At 70.0% G+C, this 21,222-nt stretch carries 19 protein-coding genes; 8 read left to right on the top strand and 11 right to left on the bottom strand.

Annotated features, from left to right (window positions below):
* Window positions 1–52: 52 nt before the first annotated feature.
* Window positions 53–787, top strand: coding sequence for a MerR family transcriptional regulator (locus tag ACGFX9_RS14125; protein ID WP_393470512.1), 735 nt, complete (start codon window positions 53–55; stop codon window positions 785–787).
* 76 nt (window positions 788–863) lie between these two features.
* Here the strand turns inward: ACGFX9_RS14125 and ACGFX9_RS14120 are convergent, their stop codons facing one another.
* From ACGFX9_RS14120 to ACGFX9_RS14100, 5 genes are all read right to left on the bottom strand, one after another.
* On the bottom strand, window positions 864–3,035 hold the full coding sequence (locus ACGFX9_RS14120; protein ID WP_393470020.1) for a 3-hydroxyacyl-CoA dehydrogenase NAD-binding domain-containing protein: 2,172 nt from the start codon (window positions 3,033–3,035) through the stop codon (window positions 864–866).
* Window positions 3,036–3,273: 238 nt separating this feature from the next.
* Entirely contained in the window at window positions 3,274–4,494 is a 1,221-nt protein-coding gene (locus tag ACGFX9_RS14115; protein WP_393470017.1) for an acetyl-CoA C-acetyltransferase, read from the bottom strand.
* A gap of 46 nt (window positions 4,495–4,540) precedes the next feature.
* Window positions 4,541–5,683 (bottom strand): acyl-CoA dehydrogenase family protein, encoded by a 1,143-nt coding sequence (locus ACGFX9_RS14110; RefSeq protein WP_393470014.1) that lies wholly within the window; start codon window positions 5,681–5,683, stop codon window positions 4,541–4,543.
* Between the two features lie 10 nt (window positions 5,684–5,693).
* The gene (locus tag ACGFX9_RS14105) at window positions 5,694–6,719 is read right to left on the bottom strand and encodes an LLM class F420-dependent oxidoreductase (protein WP_393470011.1); all 1,026 of its coding nucleotides are present in this window, start codon (window positions 6,717–6,719) and stop codon (window positions 5,694–5,696) included.
* On the bottom strand, window positions 6,719–7,867 hold the full coding sequence (locus ACGFX9_RS14100; RefSeq protein ID WP_393470008.1) for a CaiB/BaiF CoA transferase family protein: 1,149 nt from the start codon (window positions 7,865–7,867) through the stop codon (window positions 6,719–6,721). Before ACGFX9_RS14100 ends, ACGFX9_RS14105 begins: the two co-directional genes overlap by 1 nt.
* 151 nt (window positions 7,868–8,018) lie before the next feature.
* On the opposite strand from ACGFX9_RS14100, the gene ACGFX9_RS14095 reads away from it, so the two are divergent.
* Window positions 8,019–9,230: a saccharopine dehydrogenase family protein gene (locus ACGFX9_RS14095; protein ID WP_393470006.1), complete on the top strand. Its 1,212-nt coding sequence runs from the start codon at window positions 8,019–8,021 to the stop codon at window positions 9,228–9,230.
* Here ACGFX9_RS14095 and nfi read toward each other — a convergent pair.
* The gene (gene nfi, locus ACGFX9_RS14090; RefSeq protein ID WP_393470003.1) at window positions 9,202–9,927 is read right to left on the bottom strand and encodes a deoxyribonuclease V; all 726 of its coding nucleotides are present in this window, start codon (window positions 9,925–9,927) and stop codon (window positions 9,202–9,204) included. The two genes, ACGFX9_RS14095 and nfi, sit on opposite strands and share 29 nt — an antisense overlap.
* Window positions 9,928–10,006: 79 nt before the next feature.
* Window positions 10,007–10,606, bottom strand: a complete 600-nt coding sequence (locus tag ACGFX9_RS14085) for a hypothetical protein (protein ID WP_393470000.1) — start codon at window positions 10,604–10,606, stop codon at window positions 10,007–10,009.
* A 212-nt stretch (window positions 10,607–10,818) separates the two neighbouring features.
* Here ACGFX9_RS14085 and ACGFX9_RS14080 point away from each other — a divergent pair, with 212 nt between their 5' ends.
* Window positions 10,819–11,115, top strand: coding sequence for a YciI family protein (locus tag ACGFX9_RS14080; protein WP_393469997.1), 297 nt, complete (start codon window positions 10,819–10,821; stop codon window positions 11,113–11,115).
* Window positions 11,116–11,122: 7 nt separating this feature from the next.
* Here the strand turns inward: ACGFX9_RS14080 and ACGFX9_RS14075 are convergent, their stop codons facing one another.
* Window positions 11,123–12,235 carry a WD40/YVTN/BNR-like repeat-containing protein gene (locus ACGFX9_RS14075; protein ID WP_393470509.1) on the bottom strand — a complete coding sequence of 371 codons (1,113 nt, stop codon included), beginning with the start codon at window positions 12,233–12,235 and terminating at the stop codon, window positions 11,123–11,125.
* 182 nt (window positions 12,236–12,417) lie between these two features.
* Here ACGFX9_RS14075 and ACGFX9_RS14070 point away from each other — a divergent pair, with 182 nt between their 5' ends.
* The gene (locus ACGFX9_RS14070) at window positions 12,418–12,834 is read left to right on the top strand and encodes an SsgA family sporulation/cell division regulator (protein ID WP_393469994.1); all 417 of its coding nucleotides are present in this window, start codon (window positions 12,418–12,420) and stop codon (window positions 12,832–12,834) included.
* A gap of 26 nt (window positions 12,835–12,860) precedes the next feature.
* On the opposite strand, the gene ACGFX9_RS14065 is transcribed toward ACGFX9_RS14070, so the two are convergent.
* Entirely contained in the window at window positions 12,861–13,550 is a 690-nt protein-coding gene (locus ACGFX9_RS14065) for a GPP34 family phosphoprotein (protein WP_393469990.1), read from the bottom strand.
* A gap of 309 nt (window positions 13,551–13,859) precedes the next feature.
* Here ACGFX9_RS14065 and ACGFX9_RS14060 point away from each other — a divergent pair, with 309 nt between their 5' ends.
* From ACGFX9_RS14060 to ACGFX9_RS14045, 4 genes are all read left to right on the top strand, one after another.
* Complete coding sequence (locus ACGFX9_RS14060) at window positions 13,860–15,491, top strand: ABC-F family ATP-binding cassette domain-containing protein (RefSeq protein ID WP_393469986.1); 1,632 nt, start codon at window positions 13,860–13,862, stop codon at window positions 15,489–15,491.
* Between the two features lie 10 nt (window positions 15,492–15,501).
* Window positions 15,502–17,793, top strand: coding sequence for an ATP-binding cassette domain-containing protein (locus ACGFX9_RS14055; RefSeq protein WP_393469983.1), 2,292 nt, complete (start codon window positions 15,502–15,504; stop codon window positions 17,791–17,793).
* Between the two features lie 75 nt (window positions 17,794–17,868).
* Window positions 17,869–18,645: a dimethylargininase gene (gene ddaH / locus ACGFX9_RS14050; RefSeq protein WP_393469980.1), complete on the top strand. Its 777-nt coding sequence runs from the start codon at window positions 17,869–17,871 to the stop codon at window positions 18,643–18,645.
* Window positions 18,646–18,829: 184 nt separating this feature from the next.
* Window positions 18,830–19,801 (top strand): acyl-ACP desaturase, encoded by a 972-nt coding sequence (locus ACGFX9_RS14045; protein WP_393469977.1) that lies wholly within the window; start codon window positions 18,830–18,832, stop codon window positions 19,799–19,801.
* Window positions 19,802–19,915: 114 nt separating this feature from the next.
* Here the strand turns inward: ACGFX9_RS14045 and ACGFX9_RS14040 are convergent, their stop codons facing one another.
* Both ACGFX9_RS14040 and ACGFX9_RS14035 read right to left on the bottom strand, forming a co-directional pair.
* Window positions 19,916–20,155, bottom strand: coding sequence for a WhiB family transcriptional regulator (locus tag ACGFX9_RS14040; protein WP_393469973.1), 240 nt, complete (start codon window positions 20,153–20,155; stop codon window positions 19,916–19,918).
* Window positions 20,156–20,272: 117 nt separating this feature from the next.
* On the bottom strand, window positions 20,273–21,055 hold the full coding sequence (locus ACGFX9_RS14035) for a VOC family protein (protein ID WP_393469969.1): 783 nt from the start codon (window positions 21,053–21,055) through the stop codon (window positions 20,273–20,275).
* Window positions 21,056–21,222: the final 167 nt, after the last annotated feature.

Genomic DNA, 21,222 nt, shown 5'->3' with positions numbered 1-21,222 from the left:
CCGGTGCACAACCGCTGGTGCACAACTGGGGAGGCGAGGCGCTGCCATGACGATGTCGACGACGTCGGACACCGAAGAGCCGACGCTCACGGTCGACGAACTGGCCGCGCGCGCGGGCGTCACCGTCCGCACGATCCGCTTCTACAGCACCAAGGGTCTGCTGCCGCCGCCCGTGATCGGCCCGCGCCGGGTCGGTCACTACGGGCAGGAGCATCTGTCCCGGCTCGGGCTCATCGAGGAGTTGCAGCACCAGGGCATGACACTGGCCGCGATCGAGCGGTACCTGGAGCAGCTTCCGCCCGACCTGAGCGCCCACGACCTCGCCATCCACCGCGCGGTGGTGGCCTCGTGGGCCCCCGACTCGGCCGAGGACACCGACCTGCCGGAGCTGGAGCGCAGGGCGGGCCGGTCGCTGACGGACGGGGACCTGGACCGGCTCGCGGCGATGGGCGTCGTCGCGACCACGGAGACCCTGGGGGCGTATCGCGTCGATCCGGGGCTGTTGCGCCTGGGCGTTGAGCTGCTCGACGTACCCATCGCGCACGAGACGATCCTGGCGGCGCGCACGGTCCTGATGGAGCACACCCGCGCGGCGGCCCACGAGATGTCCCGGCTCTTCCGCGACGAGGTGTGGGGCCCCTACCGGGAGCGGGAGTCGGACCCGGAGCACGTGGCGGCGATGCGCTCCCTGTCGGCCCATATGCAGCCGATGGTGGTGCAGGCCCTGGTGACCGCGTTCCAGCGCTCCTTGAAGGAGGAGCTCCGGGAGTGGCTCAAGGAAAGCTGAGCCACTCCCGGGTGCGTGTCCTGCGCGGGGCCGGGGTCAGGCGTCGATGACTGGGGTCAGGCGCCGATAACCAAACTCAGGCGTCGCTGAACTTCTCGCCCCTGTCGGCCTTTTCGACCAGCAGCGCGGGCGGCGTGAACCGCTCCCCGTAGCGGTCGGCCAACTCACGCGCGCGTGCCGTGAATCCGGGGAGGCCGCCTTCGTACCCGTTGATGTACTGGAGGACACCGCCCGTCCAGCCGGGGAAGCCGATGCCGAAGATGGAACCGATGTTGGCGTCCGCGACGGACGTCAGGACGCCCTCCTCCACCAGGCGCACGGTGTCCAGCGCCTCGGAGAACAGCATCCGCTCCTGCATGTCCTCGAACGGGATCTGCGTGCCCGGCTTGGTGAAGTGCTCGCGCAGGCCCGGCCAGAGACCCGCGCGCTTGCCGTCCACGTAGTCGTAGAAGCCCGCTCCCCCGCTCCTGCCGGGGCGCTCGAACTCGTCGACCATGCGGTCGATGACGGTGTCCGATGGGTGCCCGGCCCAGCTGCCGCCGGCCTCCTCCACGGCGCGCTTCGTCTCGTTGCGGATCTTGCGCGGCAGGGTGAGGGTCAGCTCGTCCATCAGGGAGAGGACCTTCGCCGGGTAGCCCGCCTGGGCCGCCGCCTGCTCGATGGACGCGGGCTCGATGCCTTCGCCGACCATCGCGACGCCTTCGTTGATGAAGTGCCCGATGACGCGCGAGGTGAAGAAGCCGCGCGAGTCGTTGACGACGATCGGCGTCTTGTTGATCTGGCGTACGAGGTCGAAGGCGCGGGCAAGCGCCTCGCCCCCGGTCCGCTCGCCCTTGATGATCTCGACGAGCGGCATCTTGTCGACGGGCGAGAAGAAGTGCAGGCCGATGAAGTCGACGGGCCGGGTGACGCCCTCGGCGAGCTGGGTGATGGGCAGCGTCGAGGTGTTGGAGCAGAGCAGGGCGTCAGGCTCGATGACGTCCTGGATCTCCTGGAACACCTTGTGCTTGAGCGAGGTGTCCTCGAAGACGGCCTCGATCACGGCGTCGCAGCCCGCGAGGTCCCGCGGGTCGGCGGTCGGCGTGATGCGGGCGAGCAGCGCGTCGGCCTTCTCCTGGGTCGTACGCCCCCGCTGCACCGCCTTGGCGCACAGCTTCTCGGAGTACGCCTTGCCCTTGGCGGCGGCTTCGGCCGACACATCCTTGAGGACGACCTCGATGCCCGCGCGGGCACAGGAGTAGGCGATGCCCGCGCCCATCATCCCGGCGCCGAGGACGGCGGCCTTGCGGACCTTGCGGGCCTCGATGCCCTTGGGCCTGTTGGCGCCGGAGTTGACGGCCTGGAGGTCGAAGAAGAACGCCTGGATCATGTTCTTCGCGGTCTGCCCGGTGACCAGCTCGGTGAAGTAGCGGGCCTCGATGGTCAGCGCGGTCTCGAAGTCGACCTGCGAGCCCTCGACGGCCGCCGCCAGGATGTTGCGCGGGGCCGGGTAGGGGGCGCCGTTGATCTGCTTCTTCAGGTTGGCCGGGAAGGCGGGCAGGTTCGCCGCGAACTTCGGGTTGGCCGGGGTGCCACCGGGGATGCGGTAGCCGGGCTTGTCCCAGGGCTGGGCCGACTCCGGGTTGGCGTCGATGAAGGCGCGGGCCTTCTCGATCATCTCCTCGCGGGTGGCGGCCACTTCGTGGACGAGGCCGTTCTCCAGGGCGCGCTTCGGGGAGTACTGCGTGCCCTGGAGCAGCACCTTCAGGAGCGCGTCCGCGATGCCCATGAGGCGTACGGTGCGGGTCACGCCGCCGCCCGCCGGGAGCAGGCCGAGGGTGACCTCGGGCAGGCCGATCTTGGAGCCGGGCGCGTCGAGCGCGACGCGGTGGTGGCTGGCCAGGGCGATCTCGTAACCGCCGCCGAGGGCCGCGCCGTTGATGGCGGCGACGACCGGCTTGCCCAGGGTCTCGATGCGGCGCAGGGAGCTCTTGATGGCGACGCCCGCCTCGAACGCGTGCTGCGCGTTCTCGGGGCCCGCCTGCATCATGTCCTTCAGGTCGCCGCCCGCGAAGAAGGTCTTCTTGGCGGAGGTGTAGATGATGCCGCGAATGGAGTCCTTCTCGGCCTCCGCGCGCTCGGCGATCGCCGCGATGGAGTCCTTGAACCCCTGGTTCATGGTGTTCGCGGACTGGTTGGGGTCGTCGAGGACGAGGGTGAGGATGCCGGTGGCGTCCATCTCCCAGCGGATGGTGGTGCTCTGCGTCATGGTTCGGTCTCCGTGAAGTCTGTGATGAGCGGGGTGAGCGGCTACTGGGGTGGGTGGTGCCGTTCGTCGCCGACTGCCGGTGAGTGGGGGCTGATCGCGCAGTTCCCCGCGCCCCTGAAGGGCGCACTGCGTGCGCCTTCATGAGGCGCGGCGCAGCCGCATGCCTCAGGGGCGCGGGGAACTGCGCGAGCAACCACGACGCACCCGCAGTCGGCAACGGACAACAGCCCCACGGCGCCTAGCCGGAGATCCGTTCCACGATCGTGGCGATCCCCATGCCCCCGCCCACGCACAACGTGGCCAAGCCGTACCGCAGGTCCCGCCGCTCGAGCTCGTCGACCAAAGTGCCGAGGATCATCGCCCCGGTCGCGCCCAAGGGATGGCCCAACGCAATCGCGCCGCCGTTGACGTTGACCTTGTCCAGGGACAGGCCCATGTCCTTGACGAAGCGCAGGACGACGGCCGCGAAGGCCTCGTTGATCTCGACGAGGTCGATGTCGTCGATGGTCAGCCCCGCCTTGGCGAGCGCCTTCCGGGCGGCAGGCGCGGGGCCGGTGAGCATGATGGTCGGCTCGGAGCCGGAGACGGCCGCGGAGACGATCCGGGCGCGCGGCGCGAGCCCGTAGCGCTCGCCGACCTCCTTCGTGCCGATGGCCACAAGCGCGGCGCCGTCCACGATGCCGGAGGAGTTGCCCGCGTGGTGGACGTGGTCGATCTTCTCGACCCAGTGGTACTTCTGCAGCGCGACGGCGTCGAAGCCGCCGAGGTCGCCGATGTCCTTGAAGGACGGCTTCAGCTTGGCGAGCGAATCGGCGGTGGTGCCCGGGCGCATGTACTCGTCGTGGTCGAGGACGACCAGGCCGCTGCGGTCCTTCACCGGCACCACGGACTTCTCGAAACGGTTGTCCTTCCAGGCAGCGGCGGCGCGCTCCTGGGACAGGGCCGCGTACTCGTCGACGTCACGCCGTGTGTAGCCCTCGATGGTGGCGATCAGGTCGGCGCCGATGCCCTGCGGCACGAAGCCCGTCTCGTAGTTGGTCATCGGGTCGGCGAACCAGGCGCCGCCGTCCGAGCCCATCGGGACGCGCGACATCGACTCGACGCCGCCCGCGAGGACGAGGTCCTCCCAGCCCGAACGCACCTTCATCGCGGCCATGTTGACCGCTTCGAGACCCGAGGCACAGAAGCGGTTCTCCTGGACGCCCGCGACGGTGTCGGGCAGCCCGGCGGCGATCGCCGCGACGCGCGCGATGTCGGAGCCCTGGTCGCCGACGGGGCCCACGACGCCGAGGACGATGTCGTCGACGGCCGCCGGATCCAGGTCGGGGAACCGCGCCCGGATCTCGTGGATCAGGCCGACGACGAGGTCGATCGGCTTGGTGCCGTGCAGGGCGCCATTGGCCTTGCCGCGTCCGCGCGGGGTGCGGATCGCGTCGTATACGTACGCTTCGGTGGTCAAGACAGCAGCCTTTCGCAAGAACTGTGCAGGTGAGGGTGGGGAAGGCTCAGGCCAGCAGAGAGCGGCCGATGATCTCCTTCATGATCTCGGTCGTCCCTCCGTAGATCGTCTGGATACGGCCGTCGGTAAAGGCCTTGGCGACGCGGTACTCGGACATGTAGCCGTAGCCGCCGTGCAGTTGGAGGCAGCGGTCGGCGACGCGCTTCTGCAGCTCGGTGGCCCACCACTTGGCCATCGAGGCGTGCACGGCGTCGAGTTCCCCGTTCGAGTGATCGACGATGCAGCGGTCGAGGAACGTACGGGTGACGGCGCACTCGGTGGCCATCTCGGCGATCTCGAAGCGGATGTGCTGGAGCTTGGAGAGCGGGCGCCCGAAGGCCTCGCGCTCCTTCACGTACGTCGTGGTGATGTCCAGGAGGTGCTCGGCGGCGGCGATCCCGGCGACGGCGATGCCCATGCGCTCCTGCGCGAGGTTCGTCATCAGGTGGATGAAGGCGCCGTCGAGCTCGCCGAGGAGGTTCTCCTTGGGGACGCGTACGTCGTTGAAGAACAGCTCGGCGGTGTCCTGGGACTTCTGGCCGATCTTGTCGAGGTTGCGGCCGCGCTCGAAGCCCTCAGCGCCGCGCTCGACGACCAACAGGGACAGGCCCTTGGCGCCGCCCTCCGCCGACGTCTTGGCGACGACGATGACGAGGTCGGCGAGGATGCCGTTCGAGATGAACGTCTTGGAACCGTTGAGCAGCCAGTGATCGCCCTGATCGGTGGCGGTGGTGCGGATGCCCTGGAGGTCGGAGCCCGCGCCCGGCTCGGTCATCGCGATGGCCGTGATGATCTCGCCGGCGCAGAAGCCGGGCAGCCAGCGCCGCTTCTGCTCGTCGGTGGCCAGGGAGGTCAGATACGGGCCGATGATGTCGTTGTGCAGGCCGACCGCGAGCCCGGCCGCGCCCGCGCGCGTGAACTCCTCGGCGATGACGGCACTGTAGCGGAAGTCGGTGTTGCCGCCGCCGCCGAACTCCTCGGGCACCGCGAGCCCGAGCAGCCCCTGCCTGCCCGCGGCGAGCCAGGCGTCACGGCTGACGATGCCGTCCTGCTCCCACTGTTCGTAGTGGGGCAGCACCTCCTTGGCGAGGAAGGTGCGCACGGTCTCGCGGAACGCCTCGTGTTCCGCGGAGAAGATCTGTCGCTTCACGTTCGGCCTCCTAGAGCCAGCCCTTGACGGTTTCGATCAACTTGGCCGGCTCGGGACCGACGGGAATGACGTTGAGCATGTCGACGCCTGCCGCGCGGAAGGCCTCGACACGCTCGCGGACGTACCCCTCGGGCCCGCACAGCGACATGAGCTCGCAGAACTCGTCCGGGACGGCGGCCTCGGCTTCCTTCTTCTTGCCCGACAGATACAGCTCCTGGATGCGCCTCGCTTCCTTCTCGTAGCCGTACGCGACCGCGAGGTCGTTGTAGAAGTTCTTCCCCACAGCGCCCATGCCCCCTACGTAGAGGGCGATCTGGGGCCGGGCGAAATCCCGTACGGCAGCCGCGTCGTCACCGATGGCGAGCAGTCCGCCCGCGACCGTCTGCAAGGGGCCGAGCGCCGGATCGCGCTTCTCCTTGCCCTCGGCGAGCGAAGCGCCCCACACCTGGTGGGCCTTTTCCGGGATGAACAGGGTGGGCAGCCAGCCGTCGGCGATCTCGGCGGTCATACGGACGTTGGCCGGGCCGAGCGATGCCACGTACAGGGGCACTTCGGAGCGGACGGGCTTGGTGAGGATCTTCAGCGGCTTGCCCAGCCTGCCGCCCTTTTCCTCGGGCAGCGGCATGTCCGTGATGCCGTGGTGGTCGATGACCTCGCGGCGCAGGATGCGGCGGGTCAGCTCGATGGCCTCGCGGGTGCGGGCGAGCGGCTTGTCGTACGCCTTGCCGTGCCAGCCCTCGACGACCTGCGGGCCCGACGCACCGAGTCCGATGATCGCCCGCCCGCCGGAGATCGCGTCGAGTCCGGCTGCCGTCTGGGCGATGAGGGCGGGGGTGCGCGAGTAGACGTTGAGGATGGCGGCGCCGATCCTCATACGCTCGGTGCGCGCGGCCAGGTAGCCCATGATGGTGGGCGAGTCGAAGCCGTAGGCCTCCGCCACCCAGACGGCGTCCAGGCCCGCGGACTCCAGGGCCGCGATGTCGTCGGCGGCCTGCCGCGGATCGCCCGCGTAGGCGAGAGGTGCGGAGATCTCCATCAGTCGTCTTCCTTCGTGAGGGTGTCCTTCAGTCGCGGTACGCCCCAGTCGCGGGCCACGGCCTCGGTGTCCGCGCCCGGCTGGGCGGGGCCTGAGCGGATGTCCGTGGGGGTCGCGGAGAAGCGGGGCGCGGGGGCGGGCTGGGTGATGCCGCCGTGGTCGACGAAGGTGCCGCGGGCGGCGAGGTGCGGGTGGCGGGGGGCCTCGCGCAGGGAGAGCACGGGCGCGACGCACGCGTCGGAACCCTCGAAGACCGCCGTCCACTCCTCGCGCGTACGGGTCTTGAAGCGGGCGGCGACCGCCTCGCGCAGTTCGCCCCAGCGCGCGAGGTCCTTGCGGGCGGGTGCCTCGTCCGTCAGGCCGAGCAGGGCGATGAACTCGTCGTAGAACTGCTGCTCAAGGGCGCCCACGGCCATGTAATTGCCGTCCGCCGTCTCGTAGTTGCCGTAGAACGGGCAGCCGCCGTCCAGGAGGTTGGCACCGCGCCTGTCCTGCCAGCCGCCGGCCGCGAGCATGCCGTGGATCATCGACGTGAGGTGGGCGGTGCCGTCGACGATCGCGGCGTCCACGACCTGGCCGGTGCCGCTCGCGCGCGCGTGGTGCAGTGCCGCGAGGATGCCGACGACGAGGTAGAGCGAACCGCCCGCGTAGTCGCCGACGAGGTTCGCGGGGACTGTGGGCGGCTCGCCGGGGTCGCCGATCATGCCGAGGGTGCCGGTGATCGCGATGTACGCGATGTCGTGCCCGGCGCGCTGGGCGAGCGGGCCCTGCTGACCCCAGCCGGTCATCCGTCCGTAGACGAGCTTCGGGTTGCGGGCGTGGCAGGTGCCGGGCCCGACTCCGAGGCGCTCGGCGACGCCGGGCCGGTAGCCCTCGATCAGCACATCGGCGCGGTCGACCAGGTCCAGGACGCGTTCCGCGCCGTCCGCCGCCTTGAGGTCGACGATCACGGAGCGTTTGTTGCGGTTGGTGACGTCGTACTCGGGATTGACCGCGAGGCCGCCGCCGCCCGGGCGGTCGACGCGTACGACATCGGCGCCGAGGTCGGCGAGGAGCATGGCCGCGAACGGGCCGGGCCCGATGCCCGCCAGCTCCACCACGCGCACCCCTGCGAGCGGCCCGTGAACGCTCTTGTCCGGCACTGCCATTGAGCCCCCAGCGCTATGACACAACTGATGTAACACCAGCGATGCTAAGAACGTGTTCCACTCTGCACAAGACCCTAGCAAGCAAGCGCTTAGCCAATTCCGCTAGCCTCAGCCACCGACATCGGCGCGGGGCTCACGGCAGAGAGGTGCCATGACCAGTCAGAACGGCAACGGCAAGGAGCGTGCGGCGGACCGCACGTACGACATCGTGCTCTTCGGGGCGACCGGTTTCGTCGGCGTGCTCACCGCGGAGTACCTCGCCGCGAACGCGCCCGACGGGCTGCGCTGGGCGATCGCGGGGCGTGACACCGGGAAGCTGGAGCGGCTGCGGGACAAGCTCACCGAAGCCCATCCGGCCTGTGCGGAGCTCCCCCTCGTGCGCGCGGACGTGGCGGACCCCGCGTCCCTGCGCGAGATGGCGGGCCACGCGCGCGTGGTGGCCACGACCGTCGGGCCCTATCTCACGTACGGGCAGGAGCTCGTCGCCGCGTGCGCGGAGGCGGGCACGGACTACGTGGACCTCACCGGTGAGCCGGAGTTCGTCGACCTGATGTACGTGCGGCATGACGGCCGCGCACGGGAGACGGGCGCGCGCCTCGTGCACTCCTGCGGCTTCGACTCGATCCCGCACGACCTGGGCGCGTACTTCACGGTGGGGCAGCTTCCCCAGGACGTGCCGCTGCGGGTCGACGGCTTCGTGCGCAGCAACGCGACGTTCTCCGGCGGCACGTTCGCCTCGGCCCTCGAACAGTTCGCGCGGGGCCCGCAGATGCTGGCCGCCGCGCGCGACCGGCGCCGGCACGAGCCCCGTCTGGTGGGCCGCAAGGCGTACGCCCCGCCGAGCGCGCCCCGGTACGCGGGCGAGGTCGGCGCCTGGGCCCTGCCCCTGCCGACGATCGACCCGCAGGTGGTGCAGCGCTCGGCGCGGGCGCTTGAGCGCTACGGGCCCGACTTCCGCTACCGGCACTACGCGGCGGTCAAGACGCTGCCGTTCGCGTTTGGCGGCGCGGCGGCCGTCGCGGGTCTGGTGACGGCGGCTCAACTGCCGCCCGCACGGCGGTGGTTGTCGTCGCGGCTCAAGCCGGGCGAGGGTCCGAGCGAGCGGCGCAGGGCGGCGAGCTGGTTCTCCGTGCGGTTCGTCGGCGAGGGAGGCGGCAAGCGGGTCTTCACCGAAGTCTCGGGCGGTGACCCGGGATACGACGAGACGGCGAAGATGCTCGGCGAGGCGGCGCTGTGCCTCGCCCTCGACGACGACTTGCCCGCGGTCTGCGGACAGGTGACCCCGGCGGTGGCGATGGGCGACGCGCTGACGGCGCGGCTGACGGCGGCGGGGCTCAGCTTCCGGGTGGTGGCGTCGCGCTGACGGTGGTGCGCAGGGCCTGTCGGCACAGGGCGTCCGCTCGCCTCGTCGACTCCGGCAGGCGGTAGCGCGGCGCCAAGTGCAGGGTGTGGGCGCAGGCGTTGTCCAGGCTCACGCGGTGGCCGACGGAGACGAAGACCGGCTTGACGCCCTCGCGGGTGCGCAGGGCGCGGCCGATCTCTTCCTCCCCGTCGAGCAGGGGGGCCGCGCTGCCCCGCGGCGCGCCGGGAGCCTCGTACGTGAACGTGAAGGGATTCTTGGCCACGCCGATCGTGGGCAGGCCTGTGAGCACGCCGAGGTGGCTCGCGAGGCCGAACCGGCGGGGATGGGCGATGCCGTAGCCGTCACAGACGACGAGGCCGGGGTCGGCTTCGAGTGCTCCGAGAGCCGCCAGCACGGTGGGGATCTCGCGGAACGCGAGCAGCCCCGGCACGTAGGGGAAGGCCACGCTCCCCACCGCGGTCGCCTCCTCGACGACGTCGAGCGTCGCGGCGTCGAGCACGACGACCGCGGCGGCGACGACGTCACGCTCGTCGTCGTAGGCGACGTCGACCCCCGTGACGTGTCCCGTGCCCGGTGGCGGTCCCGCTTCGTCGTGTACGACCCGGGCGCGGAGTTCGTCCTGGACGGCACGGGCGGTCGGCTCGTCGGTGGGCCAGCCCACGGGGACGCGGGCCAGGGCAGCGGTGTGGGTCGTCATGGTGCGGTCAAGACTAGGCCTTTTCGCCGTACGGCCGGGCGGGCTGAGCAGCCCGCCCGGCCGTACGGCGCTCAGTCGCCTACTTGGCCGCGAACTTCCAGATGAACGGCTCGCCGTCCTCCTCGGACCACTGGATCTCCAGGTCCTTCGCGTCCTTGGGGACCAGGTAGGTCTCGCACAGGACGTGGCTCTCGCCCTGCTTCCAGCCCTCGATGGACGAGGCGTCCTCGCAGCCGGGGGCGTCCTCGGCGGCGCCGATGACCAGGGTTCCGCGCTGACCGTCAGCGAAGACCCTGGCGCCGTCGTTGGCGTCGGGGGTCTCGGTGAGGGCCGGGCCGGACTTGTGCGTGTACTTCACGTAGGCGATGGCCGGGACCAGGCCCTTGGCCTCCTTGGGGTCCGCCACCATCTTCTTGGTGTCGGCCTCCGTGCCCAGGTCCACCTTCTGCGCGGTGATCTCGTAGGTGACCTTTGCGTCACCCTCCTTCACCTTGCCCGTGGCGCTCTCCCCCGTGCCGAGCTGCCCGCCGGACTTGGGCGACGGCTTCGAGCTCGCCTTCGCCTGCGGCTTCTCGTCGGCGGAACCCGACGCCTTGTCGTCGCCGCCGCATCCCGTCAGGGCGAGGGCGAGCACAGCCACGGGCGCGGCAACGCGCAAAGCGGTCTTCCTGTACAGCAAAGTGAACTCCTGGCAGAAATGGGTCGGCCGCCCACCACGAAGTCAGCGTATGGAGCGGCCGGTTGAGCGGTCAGCATACGAGTCGACTACGCAAGCGGTCGAGGCGGTTCCGCACCGTACACACGAGATGCGTTCACACTTGCTACGAATGTGATGCAAAGCGAACATCCCAGCGGGCGCGCCTGTCGGCGCCCGGCGGTAGCCTCGCGATCATGTTCGTTCTTGAGTTGACCTACACCGCACCCGTGTCCGCCGTCGACGAGGCGCTGGAAGCCCACGTCGCCTGGCTCGACCAGCTGTACGAGCAGGGCGTCTTCATCGCCTCCGGGCGCAAGAACCCGCGCGACGGCGGCGTGATCCTCGCCGTGGGCGAGGACCGCGCGGAGATCGAGAAGATCACGGCGAGCGATCCCTTCGTGCTCGCCGAAGTCTGCGCCTACCGCGTCACGGAGTTCATCGCCACCAAGACGGCCCCCGAACTCGCCCCCTACCGGCAGCAGTTGCCCTGACCCCGCTTCACCGCTCCCAGCGCGCGATCCGGCCCTTCTCGCCGGACGCCCAGCAGGTCCGGTCGCGGGTGCAGTCCACGGTGTCGTACGACCCCGCGTCGACCGTCCGCCAGCTGCGCCCGCCGTCCGACGTGACGTCCGTGCCCGTCGGCCCGACCGCGAGCGCGCCCCGGCGGCTTCCCGGCAGCCAGGCCACCCCCGAGCGGTAGGCGGGCACGGGCTCGGCGGACGGGGTCCAGGTGCGGCCGCCGTCGCGGGTCGTGGCGGCGGCCCTGGGCGAGGGCTGACCGGCGCGGTAGTCACCGCCGACCGCGATGCCGTGCGTACGGTCCCGGAAGGCGAGGCCGAAGACCCCGAGTGCCGGATCGCCCGCCGGGATCGGCGCGTCGGTGGCCGTCCAGGTGCGGCCTCGGTCGGCGGAGTGCAGCACACGCGCCCGTGCCGCGCCGCCGGTGGCCAGCCACACGTCACGGGAGCCCGAACTCACCAGGCACTGGCCGCTCGCCGCGAAGCCCGACTCGCCCTCCTGGGCCGCCGGCATGCCGTCGCTGGGCAGGACCTTCCAGGAGTGGCCGCCGTCCGCGGTGGACAGGATGCGGTACTTGCCGTCCACCGGGTCGCTCATGGCCAGGCCGTGGCGCTGGTCGAAGAACGTCATGCAGTCGTAGAAGGCCTTCGGGTCGGTGTTCCGGAAGGACTCCGTCCAGGTCGCCCCGCCGTCCGCCGTGCGAAAGACCCGGGAGGCCTCGCCCTCACCGATGGCCAGGACCACCGCGCGGCGGCCGTCGAACGCCTCGATGTCGCGGAACTCAAGATCCGCGGCTCCGGGCGGCGAGACGTTCCGCCAGCTCCCGCCGCCGTCGGAGGTGCGCAGCACCGTGCCCTTCGAACCGGCCGCCCAGGCGGTGTTCCCGGTAACGGCGGCGAGACCCCGGAAGCGCGCGTCGGTGCCGCTGTCCTTGAGATCCCAGCCGGCGCCCGGCCGCGAAGGACGCTCCGGCGCCGCCTGGGCGAGCCCGGGCGCCGCCAGTGCCGTCGCGGCGAGAGCCGCCCCGCACAGTCCCACCGTCACCGCACGGCCCGTGGACCGCGCCCATCTCGTCTTCCCCAAGGACTTCATGAAGGACGTCATGGCGGGCGAAGTTACCACCGGAACGCGGGATTCCTGCCGGGGTTTCTGTGAAGACGGTGAAGAGGCCACGGTGACCGAGGTCACTCTGTGTTCGCGTGCACGGATTCCCTCATTCCGACGTCTATGAGAGTGCGACCCGAGTCGTCCAGCCGTGAGTAAGGGAGCAGGCGTTGTCCAACCACATCGAGCAAGCCGTCGAGGCCCGCCTGGTTGCCGCCGCGCCGCGGATGTCGACCATCCCCGCGACGCTCCATTACGACCGCGCCGATCCGTTCGCCGTCCGGATGAGCTTTCCCGCCCCGGCGACCCTGGAGGGCGTGGAGGTCTACTGGACCTTCGCCCGCGAACTGCTCGCCCAGGGAATGGAGCAGGCGGTGGGCGACGGCGACGTACGCGTGCGGCCGTACGGCTTCGACCGCACCGTCGTGGAGTTCCACGCGCCCGAGGGCACGGCGATCGTGCACATCCGCACCGGTGAGGTGCGCCGCTTCCTGCACCGCTCCCTGGCCCTGGTCCCCACGGGCGAGGAGCATCTGCACCTCGACCTGGACCAGGATCTCGCCGAGCTGATGCGGGACGCCCGCTGAACCCGGCCCGCGTCAGCCCCACACCCTCAGCCCCCGCCGCCCCCACCACTGGACGACCTGGCCGCCTCCGCCGACGACACCGCTGACGCCAGCGCCTTGCGCAGCGCGCGCATCACCTCGGGAAGCCCCGGAGCCGAGGCCCCGCTGCGGTCGGTGAGCTCGTCGATGCGGTCGCTGTAGCGCCTGCGGTCCTTGCCCGGGACGACGCCTCGCAGTTTGCCCGTCGCCGCGCAGACCACCAGGGCCGCGTCTCCCTCGGGGACCTCGGACACCGGCACCGGACCGTGCAGGACCGCGAGCGCCTCGGCGTGCAGGACCTCCACGTATCCGGCGCGTTGAAGTTCGTAGCGCCTGGCGGGGAAGATCCCGAAGACCCGCGTGCGTTCGGCTCGCAGATAGCCCTCGGAGACCAGCTGGTCGCGGACGGCGGCCCGGGTGTCGCGGGCCTTGTGCGTCATCCAGCCGCGCCATGTGCGGGGCCGGGACTCCTCGATGAGTTCCAGGAGACCATCGAGCGCGGGCTCACCGGTGCGTGCGCCGAAGACCGGTGTGACGATGCCGTCCACGTCCGTGACGAGCCGGCGCTGGGCCAGCTCGGCGAGCGCGCAGGCCCGGACGGCCAAGTGCAGATCGGGGGCGCCCGTGATCCTGTTCCGGCCGGTGTCCCAGGCCAGCAGGTAGATCCGGGTCGGCAGCGAGAGCGAGCCGTAGGGCATGGGGCCTCCTTGTTCGCGGTCACGATAAAACGTTGACGGCGGCCGAGTCGCGCCCTACGGTGTACAGCGGTTCTGTTGTCGCCGATAGGAGTAGGACGTTGCTCGTCTGAGGTCTGGAGTCACCGCGTCACACGGCTCGGCCGTGTGCGTAGCGTGCGACCTCGGCGTACGAGCCGTCCCCCGGCGCAGGGCCTTTCTTTCCGCCCTCCCCCGCTGATGACTCTGCCTCCGTAGTGCTGTCGCGCCCCGCGGTGTCCCGAAACGCGTTGCCCCTGACCGCGCTTCATCTCACGCAATCGCGAGGCCTGTATGTCTACTTCCCCCACCTCCATCACCTGCACGGCGCTCGACTTCACCTGGGCGGACGGCACCAATGTCTTCGACGGGCTCCAGGCGGCCTTCGGGCCCGGCAGGACCGGGCTCGTCGGCGTCAACGGGTCAGGTAAATCAACCCTGTTGAAGCTCATCGCCGGTGAACTGATGCCGACCGAGGGTGCGATCCGCGTCGCGGGTGACATCGGATACCTTCCGCAGAACGTCACCCTCGACACCGGTCTGCGCGTCGACGAGGTGCTCGGTATCGCCCCGGCCCGCGCCGCCCTGCACGCCATCGAGGCGGGCGACGTGGCCGAGGAGCACTTCACGGCGGTCGGCGACGACTGGGACGTCGAGGAGCGCGCCGTCGCGACCCTCGATCAGCTCGGCCTCGGCCACATCGGCCTCGACCGCACGACCGGCGAGGTGTCGGGCGGCGAGTCCGTGCTGCTGCGGCTCGCCGCGCTGCTGCTGCGCCGGCCCGATGTCCTGCTGCTCGACGAACCCACCAACAACCTTGACCTGTACGCCCGTCGACGCCTGTACGCGGCCGTCGACTCCTGGCCGGGAGTCCTGGTCGTGGTCAGCCACGACCGTGAACTCCTCGACCTGGTCGACCAGATCGCCGATCTGCGGGACGGCGAGGTCAAGTGGTACGGAGGCAACTTCACCGCCTACGAGGAAGCGCTGGCCGCCGAGCAGGAGGCGGCCGAGCGCATGGTGCGCGTCGCCGAGTCCGACCTCAAGAAGCAGAAGCGTGAACTTGCCGACGCGCAGGTCAAGTTGGCCCGCCGCAAGCGGTACGGCCAGAAGATGTGGGACACCAAGCGCGAGCCGAAGGTCATCATGAGCGAGCGCAAGCGCCAGGCCCAGGTGTCCGCGGGCAAGCACCGCATCATGCACGAGGAGAAACTCAGCGAGGCGAAGGAGCGCCTGGACGACGCCGTCGAGGCGGTGCGGGACGACGACGAGATCCGCGTCGACCTGCCGTTCACAGCGGTTCCACCGGGCCGCACGGTCCTCACGCTGAGCGGTCTGACCCTGCGTTACGGAGCGCGCGTGCAGGGCCAGTTCGAGCTACGCGGGCCGGAGCGGATCGCGCTGGTCGGCCGCAACGGCGCGGGCAAGACGACGCTCCTGCGCACCATCAACGGGGAGCTCGACCCCGTGGAAGGGGAGGCGCTCGCGCATGTCCCGCTGCGTTTCCTGCCGCAGCGTCTCGACGTACTCGACGACGATCTGTCCGTCGCCGAGAACGTGGCCCGCTTTGCACCCGAAGCCACCAAGAACCGGATCCGGGCCCGCCTGGCCCGCTTCCTGTTCAAGGGCGCGCGGGCCGACCAGCAGGCGGCGACCCTGTCGGGCGGCGAACGGTTCCGGGCGGCGCTGGCCGCGCTGCTGCTCGCGGAGCCCGCGCCGCAGCTCCTGATGCTCGACGAGCCGACGAACAACCTCGACATGGCATCCGTGAAACAGCTGGCCACGGCCCTGGAGTCGTACGAGGGAGCCCTGATCGTGGCCAGTCACGACGTGCCGTTCCTTGAGTCCATCGGCATCACGCGCTGGCTGCTTCTCGACGGAGAAATGAAGGAAATCACGTCAGAAGCTGTCGGGTATTTTGGCTAGCTTCGTCTGTATGCACCAATACATCACCATCACCGGAGCCCGTGAGAACAACCTGAAGGAGGTGAGCCTGCGTATTCCGAAGGACCGGCTCACGGTCTTCACCGGCGTCTCGGGGTCGGGGAAGTCGTCGGTCGTCTTCGACACGATCGCGGTCGAGTCGCAGCGTCAGCTGAACGAGACCTTCACGTGGTTCGTCCGCAACCGGCTGCCCAAGTACGAACGGCCGCATGCGGACGGCATCGAGGATCTCTCGCCCGCGATCGTCGTCGACCAGAAGCCGATCGGCGGCCACTCCCGCTCCACGGTGGGCACGATGACGGACATCTACTCGGTGATGCGCGTGCTGTTCTCGCGGCACGGCACACCGAGTGCGGGGCCGGCCACCGCGTACTCGTTCAACGACCCGTCGGGCATGTGCCCCGAGTGCCACGGCCTGGGCAAGACAGTGCGGCCCGACTACGACCGCATCATCGACCCCGCCACGTCCCTGGCGGACGGCGCGATCCTCTTCCCGCCGTTCGCCGCGGGGACCTGGCAGGGCCAGACGTACACCAACACCCCCGACCTGGACACGCGCAAGCCGGTGGGCCAATTCACCGCGGCGGAACGGCAGTTCCTCATGCGCGGCGGCAAGAAGAGCGGCAAGGTCAGCGTCGACAACACGGGCGGGGCGCGGGACATCGACTACGAAGGGCTCGCCGACCGTTTCGAGCGGCTCTACCTCAACCGGGATCTGTCGGCGCTCTCCCAGAAGACCCGCGATCTGGTGCAGGGCTTCCTCGTCGAGGGCGAGTGCGACGTCTGCCACGGGGCGCGGCTCAACGCGGCGGCCCTAGCCACCCGTATCGACGGCCTGAGCATCGCGGACTGCGCGCGCATGGAGGTCACCGACCTCATCGCCGCCCTGGAGCGGATCGAGGGCCCGGTGGCGGGCCCGGTCGCGGCGGCGGCCGTGACAGCGCTTGAGCGCATCGAGGCGATCGGCCTCGGCTATCTCAGCCTCGGCCGCGAGACGTCCACCCTGTCCGGCGGCGAGGGCCAGCGCCTGAAGATGGTCCGCCATCTCGGCTCCAGCCTGACCGGGATGACGTACATCTTCGACGAACCGAGCGTCGGCCTGCACCCGCGCGATGTGGGCCGCCTCAACGACCTGCTGCTGCGCCTGCGCGACAAGGGCAACACCGTCCTGGTCGTCGAGCACGACCCGGACGTGATCACCGTCGCCGACCACGTCGTCGACATGGGGCCGACCGCGGGCACCGGCGGTGGTCTGGTCGTCTTCGAGGGGACACCGGACGAGCTGCGGCGGGCGGACACGCTCACGGGCCGGCATCTGCGGCGCTCGACGGGCGTCAAGGAGAGCCCGCGCGAGGCCGTCGGCGGGCAGTGGGTCAAGGGCGCCGACCTGCACAACCTCAAGGACGTCAGCGTGCGCGTGCCGACCGGGGTGCTCACCGCGGTGACGGGGGTCGCGGGCTCCGGCAAGAGCACGCTGGTGTCGCGGGTGTTCGTCGCCGAGCATCCGGACGCCGTGGTCGTCGACCAGTCGGGCATCGGCATCTCGGGACGGTCGACCCCGGCGACGTACCTCGGGATCATGGACTCGCTGCGCAAGCTCTTCGCGCGGGAGACGGGCGAGGATGCGGGGCTCTTCAGCTTCAACTCCCGTGGTGCGTGCGAGCGTTGCCAGGGGCGCGGGATCATCTACAGCGACCTCGCCTTCATGGACCCGGTGACGACGACCTGCGAGGCGTGCGAGGGGCGCCGCTTCAAGGACGAGGTGCTGCGGCTGACCGTCGGCTCCAGCTCCATCGCGGACGTCCTGGACATGACGGCCGGGCGCGCCCTTGACTTCCTCGCCGCCGTCGACGACATCGCCGTACGCCGCCGGCTGCGCGCCCTGCGTGACGTGGGGCTCACCTATCTGACACTCGGGCAGCCGCTGAGCACCCTGTCGGGCGGCGAGCGGCAGCGCATCAAGCTCGCCACCCAGCTGCACCGCTCGGGCACCACGTACGTCCTGGACGAGCCGACGACCGGCCTGCACATGGCGGACGTGGACGGCCTGCTCGCCCTCCTGGACCGGCTCGTCGACGCGGGGAACACCGTGATCGTCGTCGAGCACAACTTGGAGGTCGTCAAGCACGCGGACTGGGTGATCGACCTGGGACCCGACGGCGGCAAGCACGGCGGACGCGTCGTCTTCGAGGGGACACCTCAGCGGCTGATCGGGGCGGACGGCTCGTTCACCGCCGCTCATCTGCGGCGAGACCTGGGCCTGGACCCCTCACGCACTGCATGATGTGCGGCAACACCCCGGCCCGGCGCCGTGCCGGGCGGGGCGCCCCCGCCGCCGCGTCCCTACGGAGAACACCCCGTGCCAAGCCAGAAAGCGCTGATCCGCCGTCCCGGCCCGCGCCTCGCCGAAGGCCTCGTCACGCACATCGAGCGGGCCCCGGTCGACGCCGCTCTCGCCCTTGAGCAGTGGGAGGCGTACGGGGACGCGCTGCGGGCGCACGGCTGGGAGACCGTCGAGGTGGAGCCCGCCGACGACTGCCCGGACTCGGTCTTCGTCGAGGACGCGGTCGTCGTCTTCCGCAACGTGGCGCTGATCGCCCGTCCCGGCGCCGAGTCGCGCCGGGCGGAGACGGCGGCCGTGGAGGAGGCGGTGGCCCGGCTCGGCGCCTCGGTGAACTGGGTGTGGGATCCGGGCACGCTGGACGGCGGCGACATCCTCAAGGTCGGCGACACAATCTACGTAGGGCGTGGCGGGCGGACGAACGCGGCGGGGGTGCGGCAGCTGAGGGCCGCTTTCGAGCCGCTGGGGGCGCGGATCGTGACCGTACCCGTCAGTAAGGTCCTGCATTTGAAGTCCGCGGTGACTGCGCTGCCGGACGGCACCGTCATCGGCCACCCACCGCTCGTGGACACCCCCTCGCTCTTCCCCCGCTTCCTGCCGGTGCCCGAGGAGTCGGGGGCCCATGTGGTGCTGCTCGGCGGCTCGAAGCTGCTGCTCGCTGCCAGCGCGCCGAAAAGTGCGGAGCTCTTCGCGGACCTTGGTTTCGATCCGGTCGTGGTGGATATCCGCGAGTTTGAGAAGCTCGAAGGCTGTGTGACATGCCTCTCGGTACGCTTGAGGGAGCTGTACGCCTGACCAGTCCTGGGGCGCCTGATGCGAGAGATGCCCATGGGGCCCGGCGTCTCGAGCACTTTACGGAGGGCTTAACCTACGGCAACGTAACCTACGAGACCGTAGGTAGGTAGCACCCGCTCTGCGACCGCGTAACCCCTACGCACGAAATCCGTAAGAAAAACTCCTCGTCCCCCCTGGAGCCTCTGTGACGATCACCTCTCCCCATCTCGGCAGCACGGAAGACTGGACCGACGCCCGGTTGCTGTTCGCCCTGGAAGAAGTAGTCGAGCAGGAACTCAACCGGCACCTGAAGGTGACCAAGGACTGGATGCCGCACGAGTACGTCCCGTTCTCGGACGCCCGGAACTTCCCCGGCTTCTTCGAGGACGGCGAGGCCTGGGAGAAGGGCCAGTCCCCGGTCACCGACATCGGCCGCATCGCCCTCGTCGTCAACCTCCTGACCGAGGACAACCTCCCCAGCTACCACCACGAGATCGCCTCGCTCTTCGGCCGCGACGGCGCCTGGGGCACCTGGGTGCACCGCTGGACGGCGGAGGAGGGGCGCCACGGCATCGTGATGCGCGACTATCTCCTCGCCTCGCGTGCCGTCGACCCGGACCAGCTCGAGCAGTTCCGCATGGCGCACATGAGCGAGGGCTTCGAGTCGGACAACCGGCACTCGATGCTGCACTCCGTCGCGTACGTCGCCTTCCAGGAGCTGGCCACGCGCATCTCGCACCGGAACACGGGGCACCAGTCCGGTGACCCGGTCTGCGACCGGATGCTGGCGCGCATCGCGACCGACGAGAACCTCCACATGGTCTTCTACCGCAACCTCCTGAAGGCCGCCTTCGAGCTGGCGCCCGACCTGACGATGCAGGCCGTCCGGGACGTCGTCGTCAACTTCCGCATGCCGGGGCACGGCATGCCGGGCTTCGAGCGGGCCGCCGCGCAGATGGCGATCGGCGAGGTCTACAACATCCGGATCCACCACGACGACGTGATCCAGCCGGTTCTGCGCTTCCTGAAGGTCCTGGAAATCGACGGGCTCGGCCCGGAGGGCCTCAAGGCGCAGGAGGAGCTCGGCTTCTTCATGAGCGGCCTCGACTCCGAGGCGTCCAAGTTCGACGAGAAGCTCGCCGCCCGCAAGGCGCGGCTGGTGGCCCGGGGCAAGTAGCCCCTTCGAGGGCTCCCTTTGAGGGCCTTCTTCGGGGGCCTTCTTCGGGGTGGGTGGGTCCAGTACCCGCCCACCCACCCGCATTTCTCGCGGTGCGCTGCCGCCACTCGTACGTCACGTACGCCTGAGGCGGAGCCGCTCCTTCTCGGAGAGCCCGCCCCAGACGCCGAACCGCTCGTCGTGGGCCAGGGCGTACTCAAGGCATGCCGGGCGCATCTCGCAGAGCTGGCAGATGTACTTCGCCTCGCGCACCGAGCTGCCTGGTTCGGGGAAGAAGAACTCGGCTCCCGTCTGGGCGCACAGGGCCTGCTTCTGCCAGGCGAGTTCCGGCTCGGCTGTCATGTGGATCTGCATGCCGTCGATGCTGGCAGGGCGCGCGAAACAAAGGATCAACGAACGATCAACGCCGCTGCGGGCGCCGTTCAGGCACCTCCTGCTTGCCCAGGGAGGTCATGACGAAACGTTGCCGTCCTATCCTCCCGGCTGCATCAGCGCGAACCGCGCCCCGGATGGATCGGCGAGCTTGGCGAAGCTGCCGACGCCCTCCAGGTCCATGCGCCCCACCCGCACCGTGCCCCCGGCCGGCTCGGCCTGGGCGATCACCGCGTCGATGTCGGTCACCTGGAAGTACGGAGTCCAGTACGGCCCGGCTGCTATCTCCTCCGGGGCGTCGGCCAGCGGCCACAGGCCACCGAACATGTCGTCCTCGGTGCCGCTCCTGGGGTGCACCATCGTGTACGAACCGCCGCCGAGGGAAGCGGTGGAGGTGGACCAGCCGAACACGGAGCCGTAGAAGTCCTGGGCCGCCTTGATGTCCGGGGTGCAGAGCTCGGTCCAGCACAGGCTGTTCGGGGCGTCGACCAGGTCAAGGCCCTTGTTCTTGCCCGGCTGCCATACGGCGAAGCCGACCCCTTGGGCGTCGGCGAAGACCGCCATGCGGCCGAGGTCGCCGACATCCATGGCCGGGTAGATCTCGCTGCCGCCCGCCTGTTCGACCGCCTTGGCCGTCGCGTCGGCGTCCGGCGTCTTGAAGTAGAGCGTCCAGGCCGGAGGGGCCTGATCGGCGGTGACGGTCATGGCGCCCGCCACGGCCTTGCCGTCGGCCTGATACGTGCCGTATCCGCCGTATTCCTCGCCGCTCGAGCGGTACTCCCAGCCGAAGAGTGCGCGGTAGAAAGCGTGGGCGCTTTCCAGATCCGGGCTGCCGAGGTCCACCCACGTGGGAGCCCCTGCGACATAACGGGTATTGAGCATGATCGACTCCTTTGTCGCATCTCTCGTCCGTCTCTCCGAGTCTGGCACCCGGCACTGACAACGCGTACGGGCCGCCATCTTGTGAAGGAACAAAAATTCTGAGAGCGCTCTCAGCCACAACTCTTGACGCTCGATTTCACCGAGGCGACAGTGGTCGCACCACACGG

The organism is Streptomyces sp. NPDC048436 (assembly GCF_043200355.1).
Taxonomy (GTDB): Bacteria; Actinomycetota; Actinomycetes; order Streptomycetales; family Streptomycetaceae; genus Streptomyces.
The sequence above is the reverse complement of the archived record's forward strand: the minus strand, read 5'-3'. Positions and strand labels throughout refer to the sequence as shown.